Source organism: Micromonospora sp. NPDC002717 (assembly GCF_040295705.1).
GTDB lineage: Bacteria > Actinomycetota > Actinomycetes > Mycobacteriales > Micromonosporaceae > Micromonospora.
Genome location: NZ_JBEOVW010000013.1, coordinates 141,427 through 167,181 on the forward strand (window position 1 = coordinate 141,427; position 25,755 = coordinate 167,181).

At 73.4% G+C, this 25,755-nt stretch carries 27 protein-coding genes; 14 read left to right on the forward strand and 13 right to left on the reverse strand.

The window, feature by feature from the left end; genetic code table 11:
- Positions 1-82: 82 nt before the first annotated feature.
- Genes ABT006_RS20670 through ABT006_RS20680 form a run of 3 tightly spaced genes read right to left on the reverse strand, consistent with a single transcriptional unit; the run spans position 83 to position 1,301 of the window.
- The gene (locus ABT006_RS20670) at positions 83-619 is read right to left on the reverse strand and encodes a DUF1360 domain-containing protein (protein ID WP_350708603.1); all 537 of its coding nucleotides are present in this window, start codon (positions 617-619) and stop codon (positions 83-85) included.
- Between the two features lie 38 nt (positions 620-657).
- Positions 658-978: a hypothetical protein gene (locus ABT006_RS20675; protein WP_350708605.1), complete on the reverse strand. Its 321-nt coding sequence runs from the start codon at positions 976-978 to the stop codon at positions 658-660.
- Positions 978-1,301: a DUF6158 family protein gene (locus ABT006_RS20680; RefSeq protein WP_350708607.1), complete on the reverse strand. Its 324-nt coding sequence runs from the start codon at positions 1,299-1,301 to the stop codon at positions 978-980. The genes ABT006_RS20675 and ABT006_RS20680 overlap by 1 nt, the downstream gene beginning before the upstream one ends.
- 121 nt (positions 1,302-1,422) lie before the next feature.
- Between ABT006_RS20680 and ABT006_RS20685 the strand changes: the two genes are divergently transcribed.
- Positions 1,423-1,839, forward strand: coding sequence for a hypothetical protein (locus ABT006_RS20685; protein ID WP_350708609.1), 417 nt, complete (start codon positions 1,423-1,425; stop codon positions 1,837-1,839).
- A gap of 26 nt (positions 1,840-1,865) precedes the next feature.
- Positions 1,866-2,195 carry a DUF3817 domain-containing protein gene (locus ABT006_RS20690; protein ID WP_350708611.1) on the forward strand — a complete coding sequence of 110 codons (330 nt, stop codon included), beginning with the start codon at positions 1,866-1,868 and terminating at the stop codon, positions 2,193-2,195.
- Positions 2,196-2,201: 6 nt separating this feature from the next.
- On the opposite strand, the gene ABT006_RS20695 is transcribed toward ABT006_RS20690, so the two are convergent.
- Positions 2,202-2,729, reverse strand: coding sequence for a DUF6232 family protein (locus tag ABT006_RS20695; protein ID WP_350708613.1), 528 nt, complete (start codon positions 2,727-2,729; stop codon positions 2,202-2,204).
- 501 nt (positions 2,730-3,230) lie between these two features.
- Between ABT006_RS20695 and ABT006_RS20700 the strand changes: the two genes are divergently transcribed.
- Complete coding sequence (locus ABT006_RS20700) at positions 3,231-4,205, forward strand: C40 family peptidase (protein WP_350708615.1); 975 nt, start codon at positions 3,231-3,233, stop codon at positions 4,203-4,205.
- A gap of 72 nt (positions 4,206-4,277) precedes the next feature.
- On the opposite strand, the gene ABT006_RS20705 is transcribed toward ABT006_RS20700, so the two are convergent.
- The 3 genes from ABT006_RS20705 to ABT006_RS20715 all read right to left on the reverse strand — a co-directional run bounded on the left by ABT006_RS20705 (position 4,278) and on the right by ABT006_RS20715 (position 7,733).
- Positions 4,278-5,267, reverse strand: coding sequence for a sigma-70 family RNA polymerase sigma factor (locus tag ABT006_RS20705; protein WP_176737563.1), 990 nt, complete (start codon positions 5,265-5,267; stop codon positions 4,278-4,280).
- 598 nt (positions 5,268-5,865) lie between these two features.
- Positions 5,866-6,822: an N-acetylmuramic acid 6-phosphate etherase gene (gene murQ, locus ABT006_RS20710; RefSeq protein ID WP_350708617.1), complete on the reverse strand. Its 957-nt coding sequence runs from the start codon at positions 6,820-6,822 to the stop codon at positions 5,866-5,868.
- Positions 6,819-7,733 (reverse strand): MurR/RpiR family transcriptional regulator, encoded by a 915-nt coding sequence (locus ABT006_RS20715; RefSeq protein WP_350708619.1) that lies wholly within the window; start codon positions 7,731-7,733, stop codon positions 6,819-6,821. The genes murQ and ABT006_RS20715 overlap by 4 nt, the downstream gene beginning before the upstream one ends.
- A gap of 313 nt (positions 7,734-8,046) precedes the next feature.
- Here ABT006_RS20715 and ABT006_RS20720 point away from each other — a divergent pair, with 313 nt between their 5' ends.
- Positions 8,047-8,739, forward strand: a complete 693-nt coding sequence (locus tag ABT006_RS20720; protein WP_350708621.1) for an SDR family NAD(P)-dependent oxidoreductase — start codon at positions 8,047-8,049, stop codon at positions 8,737-8,739.
- Positions 8,740-8,780: 41 nt separating this feature from the next.
- On the opposite strand, the gene ABT006_RS20725 is transcribed toward ABT006_RS20720, so the two are convergent.
- A complete protein-coding gene (locus tag ABT006_RS20725; protein WP_350708623.1) occupies positions 8,781-9,509 on the reverse strand; it encodes a dTMP kinase in 729 nt (242 codons plus the stop codon).
- Positions 9,510-9,610: 101 nt separating this feature from the next.
- Here ABT006_RS20725 and ABT006_RS20730 point away from each other — a divergent pair, with 101 nt between their 5' ends.
- From ABT006_RS20730 to ABT006_RS20745, 4 genes are read left to right on the forward strand one after another with little or no spacing between them, the layout of a single operon-like run.
- Complete coding sequence (locus ABT006_RS20730; protein ID WP_350708625.1) at positions 9,611-10,252, forward strand: nucleotidyltransferase; 642 nt, start codon at positions 9,611-9,613, stop codon at positions 10,250-10,252.
- The gene (locus tag ABT006_RS20735) at positions 10,249-10,524 is read left to right on the forward strand and encodes a hypothetical protein (protein WP_350708627.1); all 276 of its coding nucleotides are present in this window, start codon (positions 10,249-10,251) and stop codon (positions 10,522-10,524) included. Before ABT006_RS20730 ends, ABT006_RS20735 begins: the two co-directional genes overlap by 4 nt.
- Before the next feature lie 9 nt (positions 10,525-10,533).
- The gene (locus ABT006_RS20740) at positions 10,534-11,310 is read left to right on the forward strand and encodes a metallophosphoesterase family protein (RefSeq protein ID WP_350708629.1); all 777 of its coding nucleotides are present in this window, start codon (positions 10,534-10,536) and stop codon (positions 11,308-11,310) included.
- Positions 11,301-11,444, forward strand: coding sequence for a GPGG-motif small membrane protein (locus tag ABT006_RS20745; protein ID WP_018786997.1), 144 nt, complete (start codon positions 11,301-11,303; stop codon positions 11,442-11,444). The genes ABT006_RS20740 and ABT006_RS20745 overlap by 10 nt, the downstream gene beginning before the upstream one ends.
- 176 nt (positions 11,445-11,620) lie before the next feature.
- On the opposite strand, the gene ABT006_RS20750 is transcribed toward ABT006_RS20745, so the two are convergent.
- Entirely contained in the window at positions 11,621-12,394 is a 774-nt protein-coding gene (locus ABT006_RS20750; RefSeq protein WP_350708631.1) for a peptidoglycan DD-metalloendopeptidase family protein, read from the reverse strand.
- 248 nt (positions 12,395-12,642) lie between these two features.
- Between ABT006_RS20750 and ABT006_RS20755 the strand changes: the two genes are divergently transcribed.
- The 5 genes from ABT006_RS20755 (at position 12,643) to ABT006_RS20775 (ending at position 18,957) form a co-directional block, all read left to right on the forward strand.
- Entirely contained in the window at positions 12,643-13,983 is a 1,341-nt protein-coding gene (locus ABT006_RS20755; RefSeq protein ID WP_350708633.1) for an ABC transporter substrate-binding protein, read from the forward strand.
- Positions 13,984-14,056: 73 nt separating this feature from the next.
- Positions 14,057-15,106: a carbohydrate ABC transporter permease gene (locus ABT006_RS20760; protein ID WP_350708635.1), complete on the forward strand. Its 1,050-nt coding sequence runs from the start codon at positions 14,057-14,059 to the stop codon at positions 15,104-15,106.
- A gap of 1 nt (position 15,107) precedes the next feature.
- The gene (locus ABT006_RS20765) at positions 15,108-16,076 is read left to right on the forward strand and encodes a carbohydrate ABC transporter permease (RefSeq protein WP_350708637.1); all 969 of its coding nucleotides are present in this window, start codon (positions 15,108-15,110) and stop codon (positions 16,074-16,076) included.
- A gap of 60 nt (positions 16,077-16,136) precedes the next feature.
- On the forward strand, positions 16,137-17,216 hold the full coding sequence (locus tag ABT006_RS20770; protein ID WP_350708639.1) for a LacI family DNA-binding transcriptional regulator: 1,080 nt from the start codon (positions 16,137-16,139) through the stop codon (positions 17,214-17,216).
- Positions 17,217-17,280: 64 nt separating this feature from the next.
- Positions 17,281-18,957 (forward strand): glycoside hydrolase family 13 protein, encoded by a 1,677-nt coding sequence (locus ABT006_RS20775; protein WP_350708738.1) that lies wholly within the window; start codon positions 17,281-17,283, stop codon positions 18,955-18,957.
- Between the two features lie 34 nt (positions 18,958-18,991).
- Here the strand turns inward: ABT006_RS20775 and ABT006_RS20780 are convergent, their stop codons facing one another.
- The 4 genes from ABT006_RS20780 to xylA form a co-directional block, all read right to left on the reverse strand.
- Positions 18,992-20,416 carry an MFS transporter gene (locus ABT006_RS20780; RefSeq protein ID WP_350708641.1) on the reverse strand — a complete coding sequence of 475 codons (1,425 nt, stop codon included), beginning with the start codon at positions 20,414-20,416 and terminating at the stop codon, positions 18,992-18,994.
- 71 nt (positions 20,417-20,487) lie between these two features.
- Complete coding sequence (locus ABT006_RS20785) at positions 20,488-21,600, reverse strand: DUF5925 domain-containing protein (protein WP_350708643.1); 1,113 nt, start codon at positions 21,598-21,600, stop codon at positions 20,488-20,490.
- Between the two features lie 40 nt (positions 21,601-21,640).
- Entirely contained in the window at positions 21,641-23,122 is a 1,482-nt protein-coding gene (xylB, locus tag ABT006_RS20790) for a xylulokinase (RefSeq protein ID WP_350708644.1), read from the reverse strand.
- Positions 23,123-23,134: 12 nt separating this feature from the next.
- Entirely contained in the window at positions 23,135-24,322 is a 1,188-nt protein-coding gene (xylA, locus tag ABT006_RS20795; RefSeq protein ID WP_350708646.1) for a xylose isomerase, read from the reverse strand.
- A gap of 49 nt (positions 24,323-24,371) precedes the next feature.
- Between xylA and ABT006_RS20800 the strand changes: the two genes are divergently transcribed.
- Positions 24,372-25,637 (forward strand): ROK family protein, encoded by a 1,266-nt coding sequence (locus ABT006_RS20800; protein WP_350708740.1) that lies wholly within the window; start codon positions 24,372-24,374, stop codon positions 25,635-25,637.
- The last annotated feature ends 118 nt before the right edge of the window (positions 25,638-25,755 follow it).

Genomic DNA, 25,755 nt, shown 5'->3' on the forward strand with positions numbered 1-25,755 from the left:
ACCCGACCGCTGGGGCGGGACGTCGCGAAGGGGGCCGGCACACCGCCGGCCCCCTTCGGGACGTCTCCGCCTCCTCGCGTGCTCAGTCGTCGTCGGGCCCGGGGCCCTCGGCGGCCCGCTGCGCCATCGCGTACGCCATCTGGAGGAAGTCCGAGGCGGCCACGGCGGTCAGCGCGGTCGCGACCAGCCGGGTCAGCCGGGGCGAGAGCACGAGCCCGCCGGTGAGCCCGGTGGCGACCCAGACGGCGAGACAGAACGGGCAGCTCAGCAGCTCCCCTATCGCGTGACGGGTGCCGCTGCCCTGGTCTCGGACCTGCTCCATCACCTCGCCGCTGCCGATCGGCCGGTCGTAGCGGGTGAACGGCGCCCGCAGGGGGCTGGTGACCGCGTCCTTGGCCAGCAGCCGGCTGAGCTTGTGCGTCGCGATGCCGAGCAGCACCACGTCGGCCGTGGCGGGACGGTCGGGCACGTGCTGGCCGGTCGCCCTGACCAGCCCCGCGAGCGCCCCGGTCACCGCGGCGTAGGCACCCATCGACACCAGATAGCCGCCGAGCGGCCGGTGCTCGTGCGGCGCGTACGCCCGGCGTAACCGCGCCACCTTCTCCTTTACGTCGGTCACCCCGGTCTCCCTCGGTTCCTCACGCCGGCCGGCCCGGCTCAGCCGGCCTGGAGGTTGTCGGCCACCTCGCGGGCGAGGCTGTCCAACGCCTCCTCGGCCATCCGGTCGGCGTCCGGCCCGCCGGTCAGGTCGAGCCGCGTCCGGGCGCCGCCCGCCAGGGCCGGGTCCACCCGGATCTCGGCGCGCCAGTCCCCGGCGGCGCTCCACCGGGCCCGCAGCTCCTCCACGCTGACCTCCTCCGCCGGGCTGCCGTCGCCACGCAGCGGGTCGGGCAGCCAGGCCGACGCCCGGTCGGGGTCGGTAGCGGTGTTGAACACCACCTCCGGGGGCGCGGACATCCCGCGCTCGGCGTGCGCCATCACGCTTCCCGCAGGCGGCTGGGGTCCACTTCCCGCCCGGGGTGCCGGGCGAGGTACTCGGTTTCGAGTTCGGCCGTGCGCCGCAGGTGGTTGGCGAGCGCGGAGTCGGCCGCGTGCCGCAAGGTGTCCAGCCGGGTGCGGTGCAGGCTGTGCATCTCGCGCATCAGGTCCTCGTCTCCCAGCTCGGCCGGGTCGACGCCGAGCAGCTCGCCGTCGACGTCCGCCTCGCCGGAGGCCGTGTCGTGGACGTGGTCGCCGTCCCACGCGGGCATCCGCTGCTCCGGGCTCCCGAACTCGTCCTGCCGTATCGATCCGGTCATCATCGCCCCCCTGGTCGTTTTGGGCTGGCGTCTAAACGGATGCCCACACCGGGTGGCACCAAACCATTCCCCGCACTACGACACCGCGTCGGAGACCGCAGGCCGCCCCGGTACTCTCGATGCCATGAAGCGGCTCTGGACCCCGGCGTGGATCGCACGCCACGTGGCCATGGTCGTGCTGGTCGTCGGGTTCCTGGGGCTGGGCTGGTGGCAGGTCAGCCGGGCCGCCGCCGGCAACGCGATCAGCTGGGGCTACGCGGTCGAGTGGCCGATCTTCGCCGGCTTCGTGGCGTTCCTGTGGTGGCGTGAGGTCCGGCACACGCTGCGCGGCCCGCAGGCCCCGGCCGACGAGCCGTCGGCCGCTGCCGGGTCGCGGCCGGCCGACGCCCCGGCGCGTCCGGTCGTACGCCGCCCCGTGCGGGTCGCCCGCGTGCCCGCGGCGGCCGTCGACGGCGAGGACGCGGACCTCACCGCCTACAACCGATACCTGAAATGGTTGACCGACAACCCGGGCGCCAAGCCCAGTGACTACCCCGGCTGAGGCCGGGCGCGGAAGGACGGACGAAGGTGGGCGCAGCCCTGACCCGGTACCGCGTGATCGCCTGGATCGTCGGCGTGGCGCTGATCCTGCTGGTCGTCATCGGCATGCCGATGAAGTACGGCTTCGACAACCCGATCCTGGTGGAGACCGTGGGTCAGGCGCACGGCTTCCTCTACATGCTCTACCTGGTGGCCGCCTTCGACCTCTCCCGCCGGGCCGGCTGGCCGCTGAAGCGGATGGTCCTGGTCATGCTGGCCGGCACGGTGCCGTTCGTGTCGTTCTACGCCGAGCGCCGGGTCAGCAACTGGGTGACCGCCGGCCGGCCCGAGCGCACCCCGGAGCCGGTGGCCGGCTGAGCCGAGCTACCGGCGGGGCCGCCACGGGTCCACGGAGGCGATCGGATCCTCCCAGCCGCCGTACCGGTTCATCTCCCGGGCCCGGCGCAGGGCCCGGGTGACCTGGCCGAACTGCCGCTCGTTGTCGCTGCTGAACAGCAGCACGTGCTCGCCGCGCCGCCGACCCCACAGCTCGTACGCCGGCGGTCGCCACCGGTCCCCCACCACGGCGACCAGCACCGGCAGCAGGAAGACGGCACCCAGGATGAGGTACGCCCCGGCGGTGAGCCGTTGCAGCCCGCCGGTGAAGCCGAGCAGGAGCCCGACGCCGCCGAGCATCGCGCCCGTGACCACCACGGCCCGGACGGCGACGCGGTCGTGCGGCCCGCGGCTGGTCTCCAGGTGGGTCAGTTCCGTCACCCGCCAACTGTTGCGTCCGACGGTGAACCGGTCGACCGTCACGATGATCCCGGGTCGGGCGTAGAGCAACGTGTTGCGGCCGCCGGTCGCCCCCGGTGACCGCGTCTGTCGTGTCGTGGCGCCTTGAGGATTCACTGCGCTACCTCCCGCGGCTGCGTGCCGGGGTCGGCTCCCGCCGACGGATCGCATCAATGCCGGTCGACGGGATTCCCGGCTCTGCGGTTCATTGTGTGGCGCACGTGCCAGCCGATACGGCGCTTTTCACCCCACCGCGACGGGCGGCCGGCGGCGGGGCCGCCGGGTAGCGGCCTCCATGTCCGTCTTGTCGGTCATAGCGCCCCAGGCCGCGCCGGCATAAGCCCAGAACGACGAAAGCCTCGTACCACCCGATCGACAACAATCAGCGCCATCGTCCGGCGACAGTGCACGATCGCCGGCACGTACGCCCACCGGCGCGACCGACACACCCCGCCACTTTGCCAACATTCGCCCCGGCTTCAACTGCGGGCGACTCCTGCCCCGGGTTACGTTGTCCGGGCCGGCCGGTCGACCGCCGTCCACCAGGACTGCACCGCCCGGTGTCGCCGGGGGCCTCAGCAGCCCGCGGCGGCATGCTGGGAGAGGAGCCTTCCGCTCTTGTCGTCCCTCAGGAACACGCTGCGCGCCCTGGTGGTCGCCGCGGTGACGGCCACGCTGGTCGCGCCCGCGGTGCCGGCCCGGGCCGAACCCTCCCCCGCCGAGCTGACCCGGCGGATCGAGAAGGCCTCCACCGAGCTGGAGCACGTCGTCGAGGCGTACAACAAGCTCCGCGAGGAGATGAAGGCGAACCAGGCCGCCGTGACCCGGGTGCAGGGCCGGATCGGGCCGCTGGAGCAGCAGGCCGAGCGGAGCCGGGCGGACGTCGGCGAGCTGGCGGTGACCGCGTACAAGACCGGCAGCCACCTGTCCACCACCGAGGCGCTGCTGCGTCCCGGGGGCTCCGACACCCTGCTGGACCGGCTGCACATGATCGACCGGCTCACCCGGCAGCGGCAGGAGACCATCGCCACCTTCGCCGACGACCAGCGCCGCCTGCTCGCCGAGAAGACCCGGCTGGACGTCACGCTCGGTCGGCAGGCCGCCCAGGCCCGCGAGTTGACCGCCGCGAGGAAGCGGATCGAGCGCGACCTGGCCGAGCTCTACGAGCTGCGCCGCCAGGCGTACGGCCGGGCCACCGAGAAGCCGGCCGCCCGGCCCGACAGCGCGGACGACGCTCCCGCGGTCTCCGGCCGGGCCGGCGTCGCCGTCCGGTACGCCTACGGCGCGCTCGGCAAGCCGTACGTCTGGGGGGCCGACGGGCCGAACGGCTACGACTGCTCGGGCCTGACCTCGGCGGCCTGGCGGGCGGCCGGAAAGTCGCTGCCGCACAACGCCCGCATGCAGTGGGGCGCGGTCGCCCACATCAGCAAGGGCGAGCTGCGCCCCGGTGACCTGGTCTTCTACCGCGGGCTCGGGCACGTCGCGCTCTACGTCGGCGGCGGCCAGGTGATCGACGCGCCGAGCGCGGGGCGCAACGTGCTCAAGCGGGGCATGAACCTGATGCCCATCCAGGGCTACGGCCGGGTGCGCTGACCGCACCCGCAGACGGCGAACGGCCGGCGTCCCCCTATCGGACGCCGGCCGTTCGCCGTCATTCCTACCAGCTCAGGCTGCCTGCAGCCCCTCCGCGCGGGCCAGCTCGCGGAGCCGGCCGAGCGCCTGGATCTCCAGCTGCCGGATCCGCTCCCGGGAGAGCGAGAACCGCGAGGCCACCTCGGTGAGGGAGTGCTCACGGCCGTCCTCCAGCCCGTAGCGGGCCCGCATGATGCCGGCCGACCGGTCGTCGAGGTGGTTGAGCAGGCCCTCGATCCGCTGCCGCTCCAGGCCGGTGAGGACGATCTCCTCCGGCGACGGGGCGTCGCTGTCGGCCACCAGGTCGCCGAGGTTGGTGTCGCCGTCGTCGCCGACCGGGGTGTCCAGCGACACCGTGTCCTGCGACCAGCGGACCAGCTCGTTGACCCGCTCGACGGTGACCCCGAGGGCCGCCGCGATCTGCTCCGGCTCCGGGTCGCTGCCCAGCTCGCGGGTGAGCTGCCGGGCCACGTTGCGCATCCGGTTGACGTCCTCGACCAGGTGCACCGGCAGGCGCACCGTGCGCTCCTGCTGGGCGATCGCCCGGCTGATGGCCTGACGGATCCACCAGGTCGCGTAGGTGGAGAACTTGTAGCCGCGCTCGTAGTCGAACTTCTCGACCGCCCGCACCAGGCCGGTGTTGCCCTCCTGGATCAGGTCCAGCATGGGCATGCCCGAGCGGACGTAGCGGCGGGCGATCGACACGACCAGCCGCAGGTTGGCCCGGATGAACAGGTCCTTGGCCCGCTCACCCTCGGCGACCAGCCGCTCCAGGTCTTCCCGGTCGACACCGGCGGGGACGCGGTCCTCGCCGAGCAGGTGCTCGGCGTAGAGGCCGGCCTCGATGGCCTTGGAGAGGTCGACCTCCTTGGCGGCGTCCAGCAGTGGCGTCCGGGAGATCTCGTGAAGGTAGACGCCGACCAGGTCGCGCTCCTCGGCAACCTCGTCGGTTCGCATGCCGATGTTCTTGTCCACGTTGCCCACGGTCCCCTCGCTCGCGCCGGTTGCCCGGTTCCTTGCCATCCCCACGTCCATCAGCCCTCCCCCGTAACTTCCGCTGTGCCCACCGGTGCTGACACCTACACAACAGATGAGACGCGTCGGGGATTCCATGTCGTGAGTCGAAAGTGTCACGAATGCCTGATAATCCGCTGAGAGCACGATCCACGTTTGCTGTCAGCACCCCGTGTGGCGGCGCTCCGATGGGCACCACGCAGGGTCGGCGGGTCGACGCGTCGCCGTTTCCCCGATACATGGCAACATCGCCCACCCCGGTGGCACAGCGACCCGGCTCACCGCAGCGCTGCGATCCTGGTCACTGCCAGATACGCGCCCGTGGACCGGTCGGTTCATCCACGCCCGTGGTAATACCCCACCCCCCGATGAACAATCCGCGCCCCGGATCTATGCCCGGCACGTGACGCAGCTCGCAGGGAGGGGCGAACGGAAGGCGGTGCGGCGCTGCCGCGGGGTGGGCCCGACGGCGAAAAGGCGCTGTGACGTGGGGGCGGGCGAGGTGCGGGGTGACTCGGGCAACGGGGCTTGATACGGGCGGCCCGGTGAGGTCAGGGGTGACGTGGGGACGGGATGGAGGCGTGGGTGGGCCGAAGGGTGACGGCAGTCAGGAGGCCAGCAGGGCCAGGGCGCCGCGGACCTGGTCGGCGGAGCGGGCGAGGGCGGCCCGCGCGGCCGACACCTCGACCCCGGAGACGAGCGAGACCAGCGCGGTCTTCATGTCGCCGTCGGCCTCGCCGAGGGCCCGCCGGCAGATCTCCTCGGAGCAGCCGGTGGCCTCCATCAGGATCGAGATCATCCGGCCGCGGAGCTTGGCGTTGGTGGCCACCATGTCGATCATCAGGTTCGAGTAGACCCGACCGAGCCGCACCATGACCGCCGTGGAGAAGGTGTTGAGCACCAGCTTCTGCGCGGTGCCCGCCTTCATCCGGGTCGACCCGGTGACGACCTCGGGTCCGGTGTCCACGCCGATGAAGACGTCCACCGACCGGGCGGCCTCCGCCTCCGGGTTGGCACAGAGCAGCACGGTCGAGGCGCCCTTGGCCCGGGACGCGGCGAGCGCCCCCAGGACGTACGGCGTGCGCCCGCTCGCGGCGAGTCCGACCACGAGGTCGCCGGCGCGTACGCAGTCGGCGGCCTCGGCCGCCCCGCCCCGGTCGTCGTCCTCGGCGTCCTCGACCGCCCGCCACATGGCCTCCGGCCCGCCCGCGATGTGCGCGCAGAACCAGTGCCGGGGCGAGTTGAAGGTGGGGGCGAGCTCGGCGGCGTCGATCACGCCGAGCCGGCCGGAGGTGCCGGCGCCGAAGTAGTGCACCCGGTGCCCGCCGCGCAGCGCGGCCACCGCCAGGTCCACCGTCGCGGCGATCTCGTCCAGGACGTCCGCGACCGCGCCGGGCACCCGCCGGTCCGCCTCGTTGATCACCGAGAGCACGTCCCGCGTCGACATCAGGTCGAGGTCGACGCTGTGCGGATTGCGCCGCTCCGTCGGCGCGCCGACCCGGATCACCGGCCGGGCCGCCATCGGGGTGGTCACGTCCTGCGGTTCCACCGCGCCGGCCGTCATGCCCGCCTCCGTCCCGAGCCGACCCGGTGCGACTGGACCGCCTCGGCGGTCGCCTCGAGGGCCTTGCGGGCCCGCGACCGGTTGCGCGCCGCCACCCCGACGAAGAGGCAGTCGACGACGGTGAGCTGGGCGAGCCGGCTCGCCATCGCGCCGGAGCGGTAGGTGGTCTCGCGGGCCGCCGTGGTGAGCACGAAGTCGGCGACCTCGGTGATCGGCGAGCGGGGGAAGTTGGTCAGCGCCACCGTGGCGGCGCCCCGGGCCCGGGCCTGCTCCAGCACCTCGACCACGTCGGAGGTGGTGCCGGTGTGCGAGATGCCGACCGCGACGTCGCCCCGGCCGAGCAGCGCGGCCGACGTCAGCGCGGTGTGCACGTCCGGGAAGTAGAAGGCGGTGCGGCCGATCCGGTGCAGCTTCTGCTGGAAGTCCGAGGCGACGAAGCCGCTCGCGCCGGCGCCGTAGACGTCGATCCGGCCCGCGCCCGCGATGGCCTCGACGACCTGCTCGCAGATCGCCGGGTCGAGCTGCTCGGCCGTCTCCTCGACGGCGCGCGCGTCGTTGAACGCGATGGTGGCGATGATCTGGGCAAGGTCGGCGCCGGGCGGGATGTCACCGCCGACGACCCGGGCGTCCGGCGGCTCGACCCGGCGGGCGGCCTCGGCGGCGAGCCGGATCCGCAGCTGCGGGTAGCCGTCCATGCCGACCGACCGGCAGAACCGGATGACGGTCGCCTCGGATGTCTCGGCGGCGGTGGCGAGGTCGGTGATGGTCCGACGCGCGGCGTCGGCCGGGTCGGCGACGACCAGCCGGGCGACCCGCTGCTCGGCCGGCGACAACGACGGGAGCAGGCCGCTGATGTGGACGATCAGTCCACCCGGCTCGTGACTCGCAGAAATCTTCGGACTCTTCGCCACGGATGAAACTTACTTTCATGAGGCGTGAGCGTCAACCATGACTCCACGTGTTGGGGGAAACACCGCCCGCCGGGACCGCCGGATCTGCTCAGGGTGCCACTCCCCCGACGCCGCCGCCTCCCCCGGGAGGGCGGCCCGGCCCCTGCCGGTCGGCCGCCGTCGGCCACCGTCCTCGGAAAGACCATGCCACCTTTCCGCCTTCCGCGACGTCCCGCCACCCCGGCGACGCCCCGGGCCGGGCCGCCCCACGCCTCCTCCCTGACGACGTCCCGGCGGGCGACGCCGGAGCCGGGCCGGCACTAGCGTGTGGCGCATGGCGGATCGCAGTGTGCTGGTCACCGGGGGAACGGGCGGACTGGGCGGGGCGGTCACGGCCGCCTTCCTCGACGCGGGGTGGCGGGTGGTCGTACCCGGGCGGGAGCGGCCGGCGGCGACGGAGCCGGCGGCGGGCGGACCGGTCCGACTGGTCGCGGACCTCACCGACCCGGCCGGCGCGGAGCGGGCGGTCGCGGCGGCCGCCGACGATCCCGCGGCGCCGCTGCGGGCGGTGGTCAACCTCGTCGGCGGTTACGCCGGCGGCGGGCTGGTGCACGAGACCCCGGTCGACGAGTTCGACCGGATGCTGACGGTGAACCTGCGACCGACCTGGCTGGTGACCCGGGCGGCGCTGCCGCGCCTGGTCGCGGCCGGCGGTGGCGCGGTGGTCTGCGTGTCCTCCCGTGCGGCCGTCGCCCCCTTCCCCGGCGCCGCCGGCTACGTGACCGCCAAGGCGGCCGTGCTCGCCTTCGCGAACGCGGTGGCCGTGGAGTACCGGGCGGCCGGGGTGCGCTGCAACACGGTGCTGCCGAGCGTCATCGACACCCCGGCGAACCGCGCGGCCCAGCCCACCGCCGACCACTCGCGCTGGGTCACGCCGGCCGAGATCGCGCCGGTGGTCCGCTTCCTCGCCTCCGACGAGTCGGCGCCGACCAGCGGTGCGAGCATCCCGGTCTACGGCCGCGCCTGACCGGCCCGGTCGCCCGCGGCCAGCCGGCCGCGCCCGGCGGGTCAGGCGGTCAGGCGGCCCGCCGCGACCGGCTCGACGGCCGGCGCGGCCACGACGGCGGGGGCGGCCACCACGCGGGGCGGGCCATCCCCGTGGGCGGCGTCGAGCCAGCCGGCGAGGTGGCCCCTGATCTGCCGGGCCACCTCCTCCGGCGGGCGCCCGGCGTCGACCACCACAAAGGTCGGGTGCTCCGGCAGCGCCCGGTACGCGGCGTCCGCGGCGGTCAGGTACCGCATGCTCTCGTGGTCGGTGCCGCGCTGCTCGATCCGCCGGTACGCCTCGGCCGGATCGACGGTCAGCAGAAAGGTCACCTGCGGCCGCGGAAAGACCCGGTAGCCCACCCGGGCGAGCCGCTCCCAGCGCTGGCCCCCGTGGGCGCGGATGCTCGCGTACTGGCAGGCGGAGTAGCGGTCCATGACCGCGATCCGGCCCGTGGCCAGGCAGCCGAGCAGGGCGGCGGCGATGGCGAGCCAGCGCAGCACGGACTCCACGGCGAGCATGCCGTTGCGCCCGACGAGACGCTGGGCGTCCGGCCGGCCGAGGCGGTGCGCGACGCGGCCGAGCCAGCGGCGCCCGCCCGCGTTGCGGTGATAGGTGGCGGGGTGCCCCGCCGCGGTGAGCGCGTCGGCGAGCCGGTGCGCCTGGGTGGTCTTGCCCGAGCCGTCGATGCCGATCAGGGCGACGGCGCGCAATCGGGCCCTGCCGCGCCGTGCCTCCGATGATCTGGACACCCTGCACAGGCTATCCGACTCGCGCTCGCGTTGCCGGAGATTTGTACCGTCTGCTCCCGGTTGACCCCACCCGCGCCTCCTGCCAGGTGTGGCCCCCCGGGATGCCGGGTACCGGAGTTGGATCAGCCGCCTACCACCATCGACGGGAGACGCCAATGGCCGAGCGCGGGGACGAGAGCCTGGTGCACACGCTGAAGAAGGTCGCCGCCGTGCTCAAGCAGGAAGACATTCCCTTCGCGCTCGGCGGCAGCTTCGCCGTGTACGCCCACGGCGGCCACTCCAGCGAGCACGACGTCGACTTCCTCATCCGGGAGGTCGACGTGGAACGCGCCTTGGAGGCCCTGGTCGCGGCGGGTTTCACGGCCGAGCGCCCGCCCGAGGACTGGCTGGTCAAGGTCTTCGACGACGGGCGGATGGTCGACCTCATCCACCGGCCCATCGAGACGCCGGTGACCGAGGAGACGTTCGCCGACACGATGGTCCGGCCGGTCGACGCGATCCACATGCCGGTGCTCTCGGCCACCCAGTTGATGGTGCACAAGCTGCTCAGCTTCTCGCAGCACTACTGCGACTTCGCCCGGGGCCTGCCACTCGCCCGTTCGTTGCGGGAGCAGATCGACTGGGAACGGGTACGCAAGGAGACGCAGCACTCGCCGTACGCGGAGGCGTTCCTGGTGCTGCTGGACCGGCTGGACGTGGTGCCGTACTCCGGCACCCCGCAGCGAGAGGGGACACCACCGTGACCGAGCACCGCGACGTCGCCACCGGCCCGCCCGACGAGTACGTCGAGGCGGAGGTGCACCGACTGCTCACCGAGGACCCGGACGTGGCCGAGCAGGGGATCACCGTGGTCCGCCGGGAACGCGGCCTCGTGCTGTACGGCGAGGTGGAGAGCCCGCACCGGCGGGAGGAGATCCTGCGCCGGGTGGCCGAGCGCTTCCCGGACGTGCCGATCACCAGCGACATCGGGGTGATCCGCACGCAGGCGCCCACGGAGATCGAGCAACTGCCCTGAGGAGGTGCCATGGTGATCCGGATCGCCGCCGTGGGCGACGTGCATCTGGACGAGGACGTGGTCGGCCGGTTCCGGCCGGCGCTGGAGGAGCTGCCCGAGCACGCCGACGTACTGCTGCTCGCCGGTGACCTGACCCGGCACGGGACGGAGTCGGAGGCCCGGTGCGTGGCCACCGAGTTCGGCGGGCTGGGCGTGCCGGTGGTGACCGTCCTCGGCAACCACGACCACCAGTGCGACCAGGTGCCGCAGGTGGTCAAGGTGCTGGAGAGCGCCGGGATCAGGGTCCTGGAGGGCGACGGCATCGTGCTGGAGTGCGCCGGCGGCCGGCTGGGCGTCGCCGGGGTGAAGGGATTCGGCGGCGGGTTCGCCGGGCGCTGCGCCAGCGACTTCGGCGAGCCGGAGATGAAGGCGTTCGTCCGGACCACCACCGACAGCGCGGACGCGCTGGCCGCGGCACTGCGGGGGCTGGACTGCGACGTGCTGGTGGCGCTCACCCACTACTCGCCGGTGCCGGACACGCTCGCCGGCGAGCCGCTGGAGATCTACCCGTTCCTGGGGTCGTACCAGCTCGGTCAGGCGATCGACTCGGCGCCGACCGCGCTGGCGTTGCACGGGCACGCGCACGCCGGGAGCGAGCGGGGCACCACGCCCGGCGGGGTACGCGTCCGCAACGTCGCCCACCCCGTGATCAAGCAGGCCTACAGCGTCTTCCACCTGGGCGACCACCTCGATCAACCGCAGGTTTCCCGCGTCGGCGGCTCGGGTATCCAGCAACCATGGAGCTGATTCTCTGGATTCTCGCAGTCGTACTCGTGGTCGCCGGCATCCTCGCGCTGTTCCGCCGGCAGATCCTGTGGGGCATCGTCCTCATCGTGGTGGGCCTGCTGGTCGGGCCGGGTGGTGTGAGCATCTTCAGTTGACGTGGCGGCCGTCCGCCGCCGACCGGGACCCGCCGGGGTCGTCGTGACCGGAACTCCGTCCTCCCGACGGGAGCGTCCGGACCCGACGACCCCGGCGCCGTGTTGTCCGCGGGTGGCCGCTCCCGGCGCGTGCCGGATGACGGGGCCCCGGGCGGTCCCGGGGCCCCGTCCCGCGCTCAGCAGCGGGGCACGTTGGGGATGTAGCCGTCGTGGCCGGTGTAGACGTACGCGTCGGCGATGTAACGTCCGCTACCGATCCGGTCCCAGATCGAACTGGTGCCGTAGGTGCCGGTGACGGTGGTGCCGCTGGTCTGGCAGTAGATGGTCACCCGGGTGCCGTCGGCGACGGTGCCCACCGCCTCGTAGCCGGTGCCGGGGCCGGAGCGGACGGTCAGCGGGGTCCCGCTGGTGTTGACCGTGCCGGAGCCGGTGGTGCTGCCGCAGCCGTTGTCGCTGGTGTAGGTCTTCGTCCCCCAGTAGAGGGCGAGCGCGCCGTTGAAGCGGACCTGGATGTCGTTGCCGTCGAGCCGCTGCTCGTAGTGCAGGTGCGGGCCGGTGGAGCCGCCGGTGCTGCCGACCCAGCCGATCACCTTGCCGTAGCCGACGGTCTGTCCGACGGAGACGTTGAAGCCGTTGAGGTGGGCGTAGTAGGTGGTGTAGCCGCTGCCGTGGTTGATCCGGACGTACTTGCCGTAGCTGGTCCCGCCGAGGTCCGTGACCCGGTCGACGGTGCCCGGCGCGCTGGCCACCACCGGGTCGCCGAGGTCGTCGGTGCGGTTGAAGTCGATCGCGTACGCCGGGCTGTGTCCGGTCCGCGTCTGGCCGGACCAGGACTGCCCGCAGGGGAACGGCACCTTGAACGTCGGCGCGGCCATCGCCGGGGCCGCCGGGAGCAGCGCGCCCACGGCCAGCAGGCCGGTCGCGAGCAGGCTGAGCCATCGCTTACGCATCCAGAACCTCCAATGTTGAAATTCTTCTATACCTACCTCCAGCCTGACAGAAATCGCCACTCCTGAAAAGATGCCGACGCGTGTCGTGGGAGCGCGCCCACACGGCAACGACCGGGTTTCCGGATTGTTACTCGCTCGTGTCCGGTCTGGGGTGGACCGGGTCGGATGCAAGCGCTTACATGTGTTGATGCCCAATCGGACCGGCGCGCGTTCGATTCCCCCACGCGCCGGCAAGGAAGGAGAACGGCATGGCGTTTGCCAGATCACGCCCGGCTCTCGCGATCGCCGGCGTACTGGGGCTGGCGCTGAGCGTCACCGCCTGCGGCACCGGCAGCGACAAGAAGAGTGACGCCGCGGGTTCCGCGGAGTGCGCCGCATACGAGAAGTACGGCGACAACAAGGGCAAGAAGGTCACGATCTACTCGTCGATCCGGGACATCGAGGCCGACCGCCTGGCGGAGTCCTGGAAGCAGTTCGAGGACTGCACCGGCATCGAGATCGACCACGAGGGCAGCGCCGAGTTCGAGGCGCAGCTCGGCGTCCGGGTCGACGGCGGCAACGCGCCCGACCTCGCGTTCATCCCGCAGCCGGGTCTGCTCAAGCGCTTCGTCGACTCCGGCAAGCTCAAGCCGGTCGGCGCCGACACCAAGAAGATGGCGGAGGAGAACTACCCGGCCGACTGGCTGAAGTACAGCACCGTCAACGGCCAGTTCTACGGCGCCCCGCTCGGCTCGAACGTGAAGTCGTTCGTGTGGTACTCGCCGAAGACCTTCAAGGAGAAGGGCTGGACCGTCCCGAGCACCTGGGACGAGCTGATCGCCCTGAGCGACAAGATCGCGGCGACCGGCACCAAGCCGTGGTGCGCCGGCATCGAGTCCGGTGACGCCACCGGCTGGCCGGCCACGGACTGGATCGAGGACGTGATGCTGCGGACGCAGACCCCCGAGGTCTACGACCAGTGGACCACCCACGGCATCCCGTTCAACGACCCGAAGGTCGCCGAGGCCGTCGACAAGGCCGGCACCATCCTCAAGAACGAGAAGTACATGAACGGCGGGTACGGCGGCGTGAAGAGCATCGCCACCACCGCCTTCGGCGAGGCCGGCCTCCCGATCACCACCGGCAAGTGCGCGCTGCACCGGCAGGCGTCCTTCTACGCGAACCAGTGGCCGAAGGGCACCAAGGTGGCCGAGGACGGCGACGTCTTCGCCTTCTACTTCCCGGCGATCGACCCCGCCAAGGGCAAGCCGGTGCTGGGCGGCGGCGAGTTCGTCTCGGCCTTCACCGACCGCCCCGAGGTCCAGGCGGTGCAGACCTACCTCGCCTCCGGCGAGTACGCCAACAGCCGCGCCAAGATCGGTGACTGGGTGTCGGCGAACAACAAGCTCGACCTGGCCAACGTCGCCAACCCGATCGACAAGCTCTCCGTCCAGATCCTCCAGGACAAGAGCTCGGTCTTCCGCTTCGACGGCTCCGACCTGATGCCGGCCACGGTCGGCGCGGGGACGTTCTGGAAGGGCATGGTCGACTGGATCAACGGCAAGGACACCGCGACGGTGCTGAACGGCATCGAGAGCAGCTGGAAGTGATCTGAACGGTGGGCCGGTCCGCAGGCGCGGGCCGGCCCACCGCTCCGTGACCGAACCCTTATAAGGAGGGTCGATGGAGTTCGACTTCATCGAGGAGAAGGACAAGTTCATCATGCTGGGGTGGGGGCTGTTCGCCTTCGTCCTGGTGGTGGGTGGCCTGCTCCTGCTCCTCGACGTGGTGCCGGCCTGGTTCGCCCGCCGCCGGGAGGCGCAGCTCGTCGCCGTCTCCGCGAGCGGCGCCCCGCTCCCCCGCCGCCGCAAGCCGCGGGAGGGCGTGTTCGCGCTCTTCTTCCTGCTGCCGACGCTGCTGCTGCTGACCGTCGGGCTGGTGGTCCCGGCCATCCGCACCACGATGCTCTCCTTCATGGACGCGGGCAGCAACGACTGGGTGGGGCTACGCAACTACGGCTGGATGTTCTCGGAGGACTCGATCGTCCGGGTGCTGCTGAACACCCTGATCTGGGTGCTCCTGGTCCCGCTGGTCGCCACCGCGTTCGGCCTGATCTACGCGGTCATGGTGGACAAGGCCCGGTTCGAGGCGGTCGCCAAGTCACTGATCTTCCTGCCGATGGCGATCTCCTTCGTCGGCGCCAGCATCATCTGGAAGTTCGTGTACGCCTACCGCGGCGACGGGCAGGAGCAGATCGGTCTGCTCAACCAGATCGTGGTGAGCCTCGGCGGCGAACCGAAGCAGTGGCTGCTGGAGTCACCGCTGAACACGCTGCTGCTGATCGTGATCATGGTGTGGATCCAGGCCGGGTTCGCCATGGTGGTGCTCTCCGCCGCCATCAAGGCCATCCCCGCCGACATCGTGGAGGCGGCCCGCCTCGACGGGGTCACCCCGTGGCAGATGTTCTGGCAGATCACCATGCCGAGCATCCGGCCGGCGCTGATCGTGGTCGTGGTGACACTGTCGATCGCCACCCTCAAGGTCTTCGACATCGTCCGGACGGCCACCAACGGCAACTACGACACCAGCGTCATCGCCAACGAGATGTACAACCAGGCGTTCCGGTACGGCCAGAACGGGCAGGGCTCGGCGCTGGCGGTCTTCCTGTTCGTCCTGGTGGTGCCGATCGTGATCTACCAGATCCGCAACCTCCGACAGCAGCGGAAGGGCTGAGATGACCACCGCAACGCCCACCGTCGCCGCCGGCACCCAGAAGACCGACGGCCGCACGTCCACCGCCGCCGCGCGGGTGCGCAAGCGGCTGAACAGCCGCACCGCCACCCTCGTGTCGATCGTCATCGCGGTGCTCTGGACCATCCCGACCTTCGGCCTGTTCATCTCGTCGTTCCGGCCGGAGGACCAGATCAAGACCAGCGGGTGGTGGACCTTCTTCACCGACCCGCAGTTCACCTTCGAGAACTACCAGGAGGTGCTGTTCGGGCGCTCCTCGTCGTCCGGGCAGCTCGCCAGCTACTTCATCAACTCGCTGGCGATCACCATCCCGTCGGTGCTCTTCCCGCTCGCCTTCGCGGCCCTGGCCGCGTACGCGCTGGCCTGGATCAACTTCCGGGGGCGGGACTGGGTGTACATCGCGATCTTCGCGCTGCAGATCGTGCCGTTGCAGATGGCGCTGGTGCCGCTGCTGAAGTTCTTCTCCACCGGGGTCACCGTCGCCGGGGTCACCGTGCTGCCCGCCTGGGACCTGGTCGACGAACAGAAGTTCGCTCAGGTGTGGTTCGCGCACACCTGCTTCGCGCTGCCGTTCGCGGTCTTCCTGCTGCACAACTTCATCTCGCAGCTCCCGGGAGACCTGATGGAGGCCGCCCGGGTCGACGGGGCCACCCACCCGAAGATCTTCCGCACCATCGTCCTGCCGCTGATCACCCCGGCGCTGGCCGCGTTCGGCATCTTCCAGTTCCTCTGGGTCTGGAACGACCTGCTGGTGGCGCTGATCTTCGCCGGTGGCGGCGACGAGACCGCTCCGCTCACCGTCCGGCTGGCCGAGATGGCCGGCACCCGGGGCAACGAGTGGCAGCGGCTCACCGCCGGCGCGTTCGTCTCGATCGTCGTACCGCTGATCGTCTTCCTGTCTCTTCAGCGCTACTTCGTGCGGGGCCTGCTCGCCGGCAGCGTCAAGGGCTGACGCCTCTCCGCCGCCGCCGGGACACCGGCGGCGGCGGAGCCGGCGCGAAGCGGGGGTACCGTGACGAAGATCGATGATGTCGCACGTCTGGCCGGGGTCTCCACGGCCACCGTCTCCAGGGCGCTGCGCGGGCTCCCGGCGGTCTCGGCCGCGACCCGGCGGCGCGTGCTCGCAGCGGCCGAGCAGCTGGAGTACGCCGTCTCGCCGAGCGCCTCGCGGCTGGCCGGCGGGCGCACCGGCACGATCGCGGTCGTGGTCCCGCGGATCACCCGGTGGTTCTTCGCCACCGTCGTGGAGGCCGTCGAGGAGTTCCTCCACCAGTCGGGCTACGACCTGCTGCTGCACAACCTCGGCGGGCGGGAGCAGACCCGCCAGCGGGTGCTGAGCGCCGCCAACCTGCACAAGCGGGTGGACGCGATCATGCTGGTCGCCACGCCGCTGCGACCCGCCGACCTGACCGCCCTGACGAAGCTGGCGCTGCCCGGGGTGACCGTCAGCTCCGGCTCGGTCGTGCCGGGCTGGCCCTGCGTACGCATCGACGACGTGGACGCCGCGCGGACCGCCACCCGGTACCTGCTCGACCTGGGCCACCGCCGGATCGCGCACATCTCCGGCGACCCGAAGGACGAGCTGGCCTTCACCACCCACCTCGACCGGCGGCGGGGCTACCGGGAGGCGCTGCGCGACGCCGGCCTCGCCCCGGACCCGGGCCTGGACGTGGAGTCGCAGTTCACCATCGACGGCGGCACGCGCGCCACCGAGGAGCTGCTCCGCCGCGGCGACCCGCCGACGGCGATCTTCGCGGCCTGCGACGAGATGGCGATGGGGGCGATGACGGCGCTGCGGGACGCCGGCCTGCGGGTGCCGCAGGACGTCAGCGTCATCGGCGTCGACGACCACGACCTGGCCCGCGTCGTCGGGCTGAGCACGATCGCCCAGCCCGCGACGGAGCAGGGCCGGCTGGCCGCCCGGATGTTGCTCGACCCGCTCGTCGGCCGGCGGCGGGAGCCGCCCGGCCCCGACGCGGGCGCGGACCCCGCCCCGGGCCGCCGGGCAGCCGGCGACCCGCCGGAGCGGCCCGTGATCCTGCCCACTCGACTGATCGTGCGGGAATCGACCGCGCCGCCCCGGGCACACTGACGGGGACCGCCGATCCCCCGGCACCACGCACCCGACCGTACGGCTCGACACACGGGAGAAGGCCCTGAACAGCAACCCGACACACCAGGACACGCCTGCCGGCGCCGCCACCGGTTGGTGGACGCGGGCCGTCATCTACCAGGTCTATCCGCGCTCCTTCGCCGACTCCGACGGCGACGGGATCGGTGACCTGCCCGGCATCACCGCCCGCCTCGACCACCTCGTCGAGCTGGGCGTCGACGCGGTCTGGCTGTCGCCGTTCTATCCGTCGCCGCAGGCCGACGCCGGCTACGACGTGGCCGACTACCGCGACGTCGACCCGCTCTTCGGCGGCCTCGCCGACGCGGACCGGCTGATCGCCGAGGCGCACTCGCGCGGGCTGCGGGTGATCGTCGACCTGGTGCCCAACCACACGTCGTCGGCGCACCGCTGGTTCACCGCGGCGCTCGCCGCCGCCCCGGGCAGCCCCGAGCGCGACCGCTACGTGTTCCGGGACGGCCTGGGACCGGACGGCGACCGGCCGCCGAACGACTGGCAGAGCGTCTTCGGCGGGCCGGCCTGGACCCGGGTCACCGACCCCGACGGCCGACCCGGCCAGTGGTACCTGCACCTGTTCGACACCGGGCAGCCCGACCTCAACTGGGACAACCCCGAGGTGCGGGCGGAGTTCCTGGACGTGCTGCGGTTCTGGCTGGACCGGGGCGTGGACGGCTTCCGGGTCGACGTGGCGCACGGCCTGATCAAGCAGGCCGACCTGGCCGACTGGCAGGAGCCGCAGGAGATCCTCTCCGGGCGGGAGGTCGACAAGCCGCGCCCGCCGATGTGGGACCAGGACGGCGTGCACGACATCTACCGGGAGTGGCGCCGGCTGCTGGACGGCTACCCGGGCGAGCGGATCCTGGTCGCCGAGGCGTGGGTCGAGCCGGCCGAACGGCTGGCCCGGTACGTGCGCCCCGACGAGATGCACCAGGCGTTCAACTTCGAGTACCTGCTCGCCTCGTGGACCGCACCCGCCCAGTACGCGGTGATCACCCGCTCGCTGGAGGCCACCGACGCGGTCGGCGCCCCGACCACCTGGGTGCTGTCCAACCACGACGTGGTCCGGCACGCCTCCCGGCTCGGGTTGCCCGTCGGCGGCAAGCGGCCCAACGGCATCGGCATCGGCGACCCGCAGCCGGACGCCGCGCTCGGCCTGCGCCGGGCCCGGGCGGCCACCCTGCTGATGCTCGCCCTGCCCGGCTCGGCCTACCTCTACCAGGGCGAGGAACTGGGCCTGCCGGAGCACACCACGATGCCCGACGAGGCGCGGCAGGACCCGACCTGGGTACGCAGCGCGTACACCGAGCGGGGCCGGGACGGCTGCCGGGTGCCGATCCCGTGGGAGGCCGACGCCCCGTCGTACGGCTTCGGCCCGACCGACGCGAGCTGGCTGCCGCAGCCGCCGGTCTGGGCGGAGCACTCGCTGGACCGGCAGCGGGGCGTGCCCGGCTCGACGTACGAGCTGTACCGGACGGCGCTGCGGCTGCGCCGCGAGCACGACCTCGGCGCGGGCCCGCTGGAGTGGCTCGCCAGCGGCGACGAGGTGCTCTCCTTCCGCAACGGCGGGCTGACCGTGCTGACCAACTTCGGCGACGCCGCCGTGCCGCTGCCGGCCGGCACCGAACTGGTGCACGCCAGCGCCCCGCTCGACACCGACGGTGCCGTGCCCACCGACGTGACGGTCTGGGTCCGGCCGGCCTGACGGGTGAGGAAGGGCCCCTGCCAGGGGCCCTTCCTCACAGCCGCTCGGCGCGGGTGTGCAGGAGGTCGTGGACGTCGGCGATGTCCGCCGGCGAGGTCCGCGACGCCAGCCAGTACATGATCCCGGTCGGGATGAAGAAGAGCTGGAAGGCGGCCAGCCCGACGGCGTAGTTCAGCGGCGGCGGGAAGGCCGCCCGCAGCCCGTGGAAGGCGACCCCGACCAGCCCGTTGCCGGCCGCCCGACCGACGCCGTTCACCAGGTTGCCGAGGCTGTAGACGGTGCCCCGGTGCTCGGGCGGGTTGACGTCGGCGATCAGGGCGAACCAGTTCGGCGAGTTCGCGGAGGTCAGCGCCAACGCCACCACGGCCGTGAGCAGGCTCAACCCGACCGTCGGCTCGGTGACCACGCTGGCCAGCACCGCCCGGACCACCGTCCCCGCACCGGCGCCGTCGGGCACGTCGATGCGGATCGGCACGAAGAAGAGCACCAGGTAGAACGGCAGCGCCGCGAGGATGCCGACCGCCGCGACCAGCGCCCGCCCCCTCGGCGTACGACGTTGCAGGGCGTCGCCGACCAGCCCGCCGACGATGGAGAACACCCCGCCGAGCTGGAACAGGGTGGCGAAGACGCTGCCCACCACCACGGCGGTGGCGGCGGAGTAGCCCTGGTCCTCGGCCCGCTCGGCGAAGAGCACGGGCAGCCAGACCAGCGAGCCGAAGGCCGCCTGCGCGGTGAGGCCCTGCAGGATCAGCCACCGGTTCGTCCGCCGGCCGAGGATCCTCGGCAGGTCCGCCCGGCTGATCCGGTAGTCGTACTCGGCGCCGGTGGCGAGCGCGTCGGCCAGCTCCGGTTCGCTCTGGCCGCGGCGGATGTCGTAGGTGAACAGGTAGGCGGCGGTCGCCAGCAGGCCGACCACGGTCAACGCCAGGAACGGCCGCCGCCAGTCGGCCGCCCCGAGCAGCCCGCCGACCAGCGTGCCGGCCAGCGTGCCGACCCCCTGGGACAGCCCCCAGAAGCTCATCACCAGCCCCCGCCGGCGGGGTGAGATCAGGTCGGTGACGACCGAGAACCCGACCGACCCGACGGCGCCCAGCCCGATCGCCGCCAGCAGTTGCGCGGCCAGGAACGCGGGGTAGTTCGCCGCGACCGCGCTGCCGCCGGTGCCCAGCGCCCAGATCAGGGTGCCGACCATCAGCAGCGGCTTGCGGTTCGCGCGGTCGCCGACGTACGCCCAGCCCACCGCCGCCACCGCGCTGGCCAGGAAGCTCACGGCGGTGACCAGGCCGAGCAGCCGCCGCGGCACGTCGAAGGCGTCGGCGATCGGCCCGTACAGCGGGGGCACCAGGCCGATCGCCACGTTGTCCAGCGAGGCGAGCAGCACGAAGACCACGACGCTGTAGAACCGGTGCGCGGCCGAGCCGCCCCAGACCCGCGCCGCCCCGCCCCTCATCAAGGTCATGAGCGGCAGCCAACCAGGGTCAGGTCACGACCGGGTGACGGCGCGCGGGCGGGTCGGGCGGGTCGGGCGGCTCAGAGGTAGCCGCCGATCGCGGGCGGGGCCGCGGGCGTGGCCGGCGTGCCCGCACGCAGCGCGTACAGCTCGGCGAGGGTGGCCCCCTGGGGCGGCACCCCCGCCGACGTGCCCAGCCAACCCGTCGCCTCCTCGTACGACAGCGGGCCCACCTCGATCCGGGCCAGGCAGCGCCCCGGCCGGACCACGGCCGGGTGCAGCCGGGACAGATCCTCGTTCGTGGTGATGGCGACGAGCACGTCGCGCCCCTGCCCGAGCAGCCCGTCGGTCAGGTTGAGCAGCCGGGACAGCGCCTGGCCGGCGGCCTGCTTCGCCTCGCCCCGGATCAGCTCGTCGCAGTCCTCCAGGATGAGCAGCCGCCACCGGCGACCCGTGCCCGGCTCGCCGTCCTCGTCCCCGACCGCCACCTCCGACAGGTACGCCGGGTCCGCGAAGAGCACGTCCGGGTCCAGCACGGCGTCGACCTGGCACCACTCGCGCCACGCCCTGGCGAGGGCGCGCAGCGCGGTGGTCTTCCCCGTCCCGGGCGCTCCGTGCAGGAGCACCAGCCGGCCGGCGAGTTGCTCCGGGGTGGTCGCCATCAGCGCGTCGAGCGCGGTGCGCGCCCCGGCGGCGTAGTTCGGCCGGATCTGCGACCACTCCGGCGCGGCGATCGACCGCACGTCCCGCTGGCTGCCGCGGCGGGGGTTCTGGTGCCAGAAGCCGATCCGGCCGGCACCCGGGTCCTCCGGTTCGGCGGCGCCGTCGACGATCCGGTCGAGGGCCGCCCGGCCGACCTCCTCGGTCACCGCCGTGACGGTCACCTCGGCGCCCCGCCCCTTCCAGGTGACCACCCGGGCCGTCCAGCCGTCGCCGGCCAGCAGGCGGGACCGCTGCCGGTTCTCCACCGCCGTACGCAGCAGCCGCCCGTCGGGGGCGGTCAGGGGCGCGTCGGGGCGCACCCGGGAGAGCCGGACCGTGTGCGACCACGGGTGCCGGCCGGTGACGAAGTCCGCCAGGACCAGCGCGTCGATGACGTCGCAGGGGGTGTCCGCGTCGTCGTACTGGAGCATCGAGGGGATGCCGGTCCCGACGGTCACCGGCGCCTCGTCCGCTTGGGGGGTGGTTCGCATCCGTCGATGATCGCGAGCCGGGGCGCGCCCGTACAGCCGTTTACCCCTCGCCGGCCGGGTCGCGGTCGAGCCGGTCGAGGAAGCGGTCGCGGGCGGCGGCGTACCGCTCGCGGACGGCGGGGACGGGCGCGGCGGCGTACTCCTCGGTGTCCCGGACCGACCAGGTGGGGGGCGCCGCGCCGCCCAGGGCGACCCAGGCGGCCTGGCGGGCGGCGCCGTCGGCGACGTACTCCCCCGGCGGCGGGACGACCACCGGCACCCCGAGGACCTCGGGCGCGATCCGGCGCACCGCCACCGAGCGGGCTCCCCCACCGACGAGGATCACCCGGCGCACCGTGGCACCCTGGGCGGTGAGCGCGTCGAGGCCCTCGGCGAGGGCACAGAGCAGGCCCTCGACGGCGGCCCGGGCCAGGTGGGCCGGGGTCGAGGTGCGCAGGGTCAGCCCGTGCACCGCGCCGGTGGCCAGCGGCCGGTCCGGGGTCCGCTCGCCCTCGAGGTAGGGCACCACGACCAGGCCGTCCGCGCCGGCGGGGGCGGCGAGCGCCAGCGTGGCCAGCTCGTCCAGGTCGACCCGGAGCAGGGCCGCGGCGGCGTCGAGCACGCGGGCAGCGTTGAGCGTGCAGACCAGCGGCAGGAAGCGGCCGGTGGCGTCGGCGAAACCGGCGACCGCGCCGGTCGGGTCGGCGGCGGGGGTGTCGGCGACGCTGAACACGGTGCCGGAGGTGCCGACGGAGAGCACCACGTCGCCCGGACCCGCGCCGACCCCGAGCGCGGCGGCGGCGTTGTCTCCGGTGCCGGGTCCGAGCACGGCCCCGTCGGGCAGCAGCCCGCCGGGCGCGGATCCGCCGGCGGGGAGGGCGTCGGGGCGCAGCGCGCCGGCCGGTTCCGCCGGGCCGAGCACGGCCGGCACGTGCGGGCGCCGGCCGAAGGCGCGCTCCAGCAGGTCGAGCCGGTAGTCGCCGGTGGCCGGGGACCAGTAGCCGGTGCCGCTGGCGTCGCCCCGGTCGGTGCGCAGCGCCGCCAGGCCGGGCGCGCCGGCCAGCCGCCAGGTCAGCCAGTCGTGCGGCAGGCAGACGGCCGCCACCCGGGCCGCGTGCTCCGGCTCGTGCCGGGCCAGCCACCGCAGCTTGGTGGCGGTGAAGCTGGCCACCGGCACGCTGCCGACCGCGTCCGCCCAGAACCGGCGGCCGGCCGCCCCGCCGCCGGCCTCCTCGACCAGCTCGGCGGCGGCGCCGGCGGAGCGGGTGTCGTTCCACAGCAGCGCGGGCCGGACGACGGCGCCCGCCTCGTCGAGGCAGACCATGCCGTGCTGCTGGCCGGCGACGGAGACCGCCGCGACGTCGGCCAGCCCGCCGGCGGCGTCGACCGCCGCGGCCAGCGCGGACCACCACGCCGACGGGTCGACCTCGGTGCCGTCCGGGTGCGGTGCCCGGCCCTGCCGGAGCAGGGCGCCGGTCTCCGCGTCCCGGACGACGACCTTGCAGGACTGGGTCGAGGAGTCGACCCCGGCGACGAGCGGCATCTCCGGCGGCCCTCAGCGCGCGCCGAGCAGGTGCTCGACGGCGAGCTGGTTGAGCCGGACGAAGCCGAATCCCCGCGCGGCGGCCCCGTCGACGTCGAACTCCTCGAACGCGGACCGGTCGGCGAGCAGCTCGGCGTGGCCCTCTCCCGGCGCCAGCGTCGGCGTGCCGAGGTCGGCGACCCGGCTGGCCGCCAGCGCCTCGGCCACCTCCGGATCCGCTCGGAAGGCCGCCGCCCGCTCCTTGAGCAGGAGGTACGTCCGCATGTTCGCCTCCGCCGACGCCCAGACGCCGGTCGTGTCCTCGGTGCGCGAAGGCTTGTAGTCGAAGTGCCGGGGGCCGTCGTAGGCGGGCGCGCCGCCGGGGCCGCCGTGTTCCAGCAGGTCGACCAGGGCGAACGCGTTGAGCAGGTCGCCGTGGCCGAAGACCAGGTCCTGGTCGTACTTGACGCCGCGCTGGCCGTTGAGGTCGATGTGGAACAGCTTGCCCTGCCAGAGCGCCTGGGCGATGCCGTGGGCGAAGTTCAGGCCGGCCATCTGCTCGTGCCCGACCTCGGGGTTGAGCCCGACCAGCTCGGGGTGGGCCAGGGTGGAGATGAAGGCGAGGGCGTGCCCGACGGTGGGCAGGAGGATGTCGCCGCGCGGCTCGTTCGGCTTGGGCTCCAGGGCGAAGCGCAGGTCGTAGCCGCGGTCGACGACGTACTGGCAGAGCAGGTCGACGGCCTCCCGGTAGCGGTCCAGGGCGGCCCGGACGTCCTTGGCGAGGTCGTACTCGGCGCCCTCCCGGCCGCCCCACATCACGAAGGTGCGGGCGCCGAGGTCGGCGGCGAGGTCGACGTTGCGCAGCACCTTGCGCAGCGCGTAGCGCCGGACGTCGCGGTCGTTGCTGGTGAACCCGCCGTCCTTGAACACCGGGTGGGTGAACAGGTTGGTGGTCACCATGGGCACCACCAGGCCGGTCTCGTCGAGCGCCTTGCGGAACCGGGCGACGTGCCGGTCGCGGGTGGCGGCGTCCGCGCCGAAGGGCACCAGGTCGTCGTCGTGGAAGGTGATCCCGTACGCCCCGAGCCCGGCGAGCCGGTGCACCGCCTCGACCGGGTCCAGCTCACCGCGGGTGGCGTCGCCGAACGGGTCACGGGCCTGCCAGCCCACCGTCCAGAGGCCGAAGGAGAACTTGTCGGCGGGGGTGGGACGGGGTGCCATGGCAGACCTCCGGGGGTGTCGTCCGCTATTTGTTCAGTGGTTGAATTATTTGATCGGCCTGTGGCAGTGTCAAGGAGTGCCCCGTTCCGATGCCCCGCCCGGGCCGGTCCGGCAGGGCAGCCTGCGCGAGTGGAACCTCGCCGTGGTGCTCGGCCGGATCGCCGCCGCCGACCGCCCGCCGTCGCGGGCCGAGCTGGCCGCCCGGACCGGCCTGACCCGGGCCACCGTCTCGGCCGTGGTGGAGGACCTGCTCGCCGGAGGGCTCGTGCGCGAGGCGGAGCCGACGCCGCGGACCGGCGCGGGGCGGCCGTCCCGGGGCCTGGTGCTCGCCGCCGACGGCCCGGCCGGGCTCGGCCTGGAGGTCAACGTCGACTACCTGGCCGCCTGCGTGGTCGACCTCGCCGGCCGGGTCCGCCACCACTCGGTGCTCCGCGCCGACCTCCGGCCGGTCTCCCCCGCCGAGGCCGTCGCCCGGCTGGCCGACCTGGCCGCCCACGCCCGCGCCGAGGCGGCCCGCGAGGGGCTCACCCTGGCCGGCGCGGCCCTCGCGGTGCCCGGCCTGGTCGACGACGCCGGGCTGGTCCGCCTCGCGCCGAACCTGGGCTGGCGCGACGTGCCCGTTCCCGCCCTCCTCGCCGGGCATCCGCCGCTGACCGCGCACGTGGACGGCGTGCCACCGCTGGTGGTCGACAACGAGGCCAACCTCGCCGCGCTGGGTGAGCTGCACGCCGGACCGGCCGTCCCGGCCAGCTTCCTGCACGTCTCCGGCGAGGTCGGCATCGGCGCCGGGATCGTCCTGGACGGCTCCCTGTTCCGGGGCGCCCGCGGCTGGAGCGGCGAGATCGGCCACGTACCGGTCCGCCCCGACGGCCGGCCCTGCCGGTGCGGGGCTCGGGGCTGCCTGGAGACGTACGCCGGTCAGGAGGCCATCCTCGCGGCGGCCGGCCTGGCCGGCGCGGACCTCCCGGCGGACACCGCGACGACCCGGCTCGCGGAGCTGGCCGGGGCGGGCGACCCGGCGGCGCTGCACGCCCTAGCCGACGCCGGAACGGCGCTCGGGGTCGCCGTGGCCGGGGTGGTCAACCTGCTGGACCTGGACACCGTGGTGCTCGGCGGCGGATACGCCCCGCTGGCGCCCTGGCTCCGCCCGCCGGTGCTCGCCGAGGTCTCCCGCCGGGTGCTCACCGCGGCCTGGTCGCCGGTCACCGTCCGTCCCGCGGCGCTCGGCGGCGCGGCGGCGGCCGTCGGCGGGGCCGGTTCGGTGGTCCGCCGGATCCTCGCCCGACCCGCCGGCTGGCTGACCCGGCAGCCCTGAGCGCGGCCTCCTCCGATGGGCGGACGACATCGCGATGCTCGCGGTGGCCGCGGCGCCCGACGCGTGACAAGCCGCCCCCCGCCGGGCACGTGGGTGCGGACCGGTCCGTGCGTGCCGC

Coding starts and splice junctions, on each gene's coding strand:
- ABT006_RS20785 (WP_350708643.1), bottom strand. CDS start 21,600: ATGCGAACCACCCCCCAAGCGGACGAGGCGCCGGTGACCGTCGGGACC.
- ABT006_RS20740 (WP_350708629.1), top strand. CDS start 10,534: ATGGTGATCCGGATCGCCGCCGTGGGCGACGTGCATCTGGACGAGGAC.
- ABT006_RS20675 (WP_350708605.1), bottom strand. CDS start 978: ATGGCGCACGCCGAGCGCGGGATGTCCGCGCCCCCGGAGGTGGTGTTC.
- ABT006_RS20680 (WP_350708607.1), bottom strand. CDS start 1,301: ATGATGACCGGATCGATACGGCAGGACGAGTTCGGGAGCCCGGAGCAG.
- ABT006_RS20780 (WP_350708641.1), bottom strand. CDS start 20,416: ATGACCTTGATGAGGGGCGGGGCGGCGCGGGTCTGGGGCGGCTCGGCC.
- ABT006_RS20750 (WP_350708631.1), bottom strand. CDS start 12,394: ATGCGTAAGCGATGGCTCAGCCTGCTCGCGACCGGCCTGCTGGCCGTG.
- ABT006_RS20745 (WP_018786997.1), top strand. CDS start 11,301: ATGGAGCTGATTCTCTGGATTCTCGCAGTCGTACTCGTGGTCGCCGGC.
- ABT006_RS20765 (WP_350708637.1), top strand. CDS start 15,108: ATGACCACCGCAACGCCCACCGTCGCCGCCGGCACCCAGAAGACCGAC.
- ABT006_RS20730 (WP_350708625.1), top strand. CDS start 9,611: ATGCCGGGTACCGGAGTTGGATCAGCCGCCTACCACCATCGACGGGAG.
- murQ (WP_350708617.1), bottom strand. CDS start 6,822: ATGACGGCCGGCGCGGTGGAACCGCAGGACGTGACCACCCCGATGGCG.
- ABT006_RS20705 (WP_176737563.1), bottom strand. CDS start 5,267: ATGGCAAGGAACCGGGCAACCGGCGCGAGCGAGGGGACCGTGGGCAAC.
- ABT006_RS20720 (WP_350708621.1), top strand. CDS start 8,047: ATGGCGGATCGCAGTGTGCTGGTCACCGGGGGAACGGGCGGACTGGGC.
- ABT006_RS20755 (WP_350708633.1), top strand. CDS start 12,643: ATGGCGTTTGCCAGATCACGCCCGGCTCTCGCGATCGCCGGCGTACTG.
- xylB (WP_350708644.1), bottom strand. CDS start 23,122: ATGCCGCTCGTCGCCGGGGTCGACTCCTCGACCCAGTCCTGCAAGGTC.
- ABT006_RS20760 (WP_350708635.1), top strand. CDS start 14,057: ATGGAGTTCGACTTCATCGAGGAGAAGGACAAGTTCATCATGCTGGGG.
- xylA (WP_350708646.1), bottom strand. CDS start 24,322: ATGGCACCCCGTCCCACCCCCGCCGACAAGTTCTCCTTCGGCCTCTGG.
- ABT006_RS20685 (WP_350708609.1), top strand. CDS start 1,423: ATGAAGCGGCTCTGGACCCCGGCGTGGATCGCACGCCACGTGGCCATG.